This is a genomic window from Phaeodactylibacter xiamenensis (genome assembly GCF_000759025.1).
In the GTDB taxonomy this organism is placed as follows: Bacteria; Bacteroidota; Bacteroidia; order Chitinophagales; family Saprospiraceae; genus Phaeodactylibacter; species Phaeodactylibacter xiamenensis.
The window spans coordinates 1-3,046 of the sequence record NZ_JPOS01000121.1; the positions used below are offsets into that span (position 1 = coordinate 1).

Here is a 3,046-nt window from a genome sequence, read left to right on the forward strand (position 1 = left end):
CGTTTTTCGGATCAGTCCCCGTAAATTGCGCAACAACTCATAAGCCAGGCACGACAGCATAAGCCGGAAGAAGTTGGCACTGAAACGATGGCAACTGAGCCGGTCTGAAAAACACATGTTCTTCACTTCCTTGATCCGGTTTTCAGAGGCCTCTCCGCGTTGCACATAAAAATCTTTGTATAGCTCTTCGGCATCGTCGTCGGCAAAGTTGCTAACGATAAAACGCAGATTCATGCCTTTGCCCGTCGATTCAATTTTGGCATATACTTGCTGAGGGTTATCCCAGGAATCAGCCTGGTAACTGAAGGGCCCTACAAACTTTTGATGCCGGGCCCCCTTTTGCCCATAGTGCTTATTGACCCAGTCATAAGATTTCCGGACCGCCGCTTTCAGGCGGGGGTTAGATGTAAGGCCAATGCAAAAATCAAGGTCTTGCTCCTCCACTACCTCATAAAAACCAGGGCAGGAAAAGCCGCCATCAGCCCGGACGATGATTTGAATATCCCCAAAGCGCTGGCGGATTTTCCTGGCGATTACCCGCAAAAACCTGTCATTCCATTTATTGGAGTGTACGTTGCCGGGGCGCAATACCGGCAGGATGATTTGCCCCGTTTCCCCATCTATATAAAACAGCTCATTGAGCATCCACTGCCAGTAGTAGCCGTGAAACAAACTGCCCTGCTGATCTCCATGGGTAGGGTCGTCGGTACAATCCACATCAATGATCACATACTCTTTATCAGTGGGCAAACTAGCCACATACCGGTCAACCCACCACTCAGCCAGCCGGTACACGGCGCCCATGTTCAGGCTGTTTTCCAGGCGGCTCAGCGTTGGTTGAGAACACAAGCCGTTATCCATTAGAGCTTTCAGCAAGGGGTCTTCCTTGAGGTAATCTACATCATTACAATCTTCGTAACCGCAAGCCAGCAGCATTACCCGTTGCATTATCAGCTCTTCAACACTGTAAGTGATCAGCTCAGGGTCGCGCCGGTCGGGGACCTGCTCACTGAACGCTTTGATCAATTTTGATCTTCTCGCCAGTTTGTACAGAAGGCTAAAGCCTCCATCTGAGCTGGTTTCCTGGCCCGAAAAATCGAAGGTGTATTGTTTTTTATTCTGATAAAAAGCCGTATTTTTATTACTCATTTTTGGGTATGGAGTTTTTATATTTTTTGAAGCCTAAGCAACTCTAATATAAGAACTTATACCCTTTTTTTATGCCTTGCCGTGAATAATCCGGGTTAGGCTTACTTAGTATTCTTACTTTCATTGCTTTGATAGTTGGTTTAATAAAACCAGGGATAATACTAAAATGGGATAAAAAACCGACAAGGCTTAAAGTCTTCGGATATTGGGTTTTATCCTTAGTAGTCATAGGAGTTTTAGGAGTGATCACAACAGATGAAGAAGAAGTAGCTAGAACAAGAATTGTTGCTGCCAATAGTTATATTGAAAAGAAAGAGTATGATTTGGCAAAATCCAGCCTAGATTTGATTAAAGTAGAAAACAAATATTATTCAGAAGCTCAAGAGTTATTAGCCAAAGTAGATAGCTTAATTGCAATTAGTGAAGAAGAAGAAAGATTAGCAAAACTAGAAGAAGAAAGATTAGCTGCAGAGGAGGATAAGGTGAAATTTAAGGAACAATTGGAGAGGGAATTAAAGTCTATTGACGAAGGTATAAACTTTAGTAAATATAGGGGGTCAATCGAAAATATTCAAATTGAATTAGTTTTATTTGGTACTTGGGCAAAGAATATTAAAGAAGGAGAGGAATCTGAAGATAAAGAGATTCAGGCCTTAGCAAAAAAATTAAAATCAAGAGTTATAAGAATTCAAGCAAAGGAGTTTCCTTTAATGAGGAAAGATTATGCAAAAGTCGTAGCAAACAAAATGTGGGAAAATGATATTGACGTTTCTTCAAGTGGTTCAGGTCATACAAGGATTAATTTCACAGGTGGAATATTTGCTGCAAATAAAAATAAACAAGACTTTCAAAATCAACTTCACGAAATTCTAAAAATGCTAAGGTTTCAACAAGCTAGATATCGTTGGTATAAAGGACAAAATGAATATACGTACTGGGATATAAAACCTGCTAAAGACACAGATTTAGTTGAATTTTAAAAAATAGGAAAGTAATTAAGGTTACCGTTTTTTATAGGACACATAATTTCATTACTTCTAATTTTAAGAAAAGTGGAAAACAAGGCGGAAGGGAACAATGGCTACATGCCATGCCGGTAAAAATCTTCGAAAGAAAAATAGAGGTTGAAAAACCCGCGCAGGCATCAAAAGCCAGGCTTCGCCAATTTGGTCTTTTGCTGCCTGCGCTAGCATTTGTGAAATGAGACGAAAATGGTAAATTTAGAGTCCGGCACGTCACGTAGCCTGGCCGTTATGGGGTACCGCATGAGAATTGGCATTCTATGGAATTGAAAATATGAATTGTCCCGCCTCGAAAATGAAAACTCAGAATTGGGAATTATCCGGAAATCAAGAACTTGAGTTCCAAATCGGGTAAATGAAATTTTGAAAGGCGGGTAAAGGTCCTGTCGAGTATTGTATTTTTTACGGTGAATCAGATAGAAAACGAAAAATTTGGATTCTTAAGATTAGCCGGGCCCATCTTGAAAAATGAGATTGGTTTTTTCAGAAGGAGTTTGAGTTTAGGCGGCTTTTGAAATAGAAATCAAGAATTTGAATTTCGTCCAAAAACAGAATTTGGGAATCTGGAGATTTTGAAACGGAGAACGTTGATTGAATCAATTTGACAATCTAAGTTCAGAGATCAAAAACTCAAGATTTGGAGAATCTGAAACTGATTTTGATGAATTTAGGAGATTGAATCCAGTAAATTGAAGAGATCAAAAATCAGGTTGAATCTTCTGGAAATTGAGGCCTGAATCCTGAACCAGATTGATTATTGTCCGATTTTTGGTTGATTTTAGATTCAAGAAGATCAAATTGAAGAATCAAGATTTTGAAACTGAATCAACTGAAAATCAAGGAATTGAAATCAGTTGAAAAGAATTGAATAGCCG

General features: G+C 39.7%; 2 protein-coding genes. One reads left to right on the forward strand and one right to left on the reverse strand.

The genetic code is table 11. The features are described 5' to 3' along the window. Positions 1 to 1,149, reverse strand: a 1,149-nt coding sequence (locus IX84_RS30055; protein ID WP_044230264.1) for an IS1380 family transposase, incomplete at its 3' end; no start/stop codon positions are given. Positions 1,150 to 1,277: 128 nt separating this feature from the next. On the opposite strand from IX84_RS30055, the gene IX84_RS30060 reads away from it, so the two are divergent. Then, entirely contained in the window at positions 1,278 to 2,129 is an 852-nt protein-coding gene (locus tag IX84_RS30060; protein ID WP_044230266.1) for a hypothetical protein, read from the forward strand. The last annotated feature ends 917 nt before the right edge of the window (positions 2,130 to 3,046 follow it).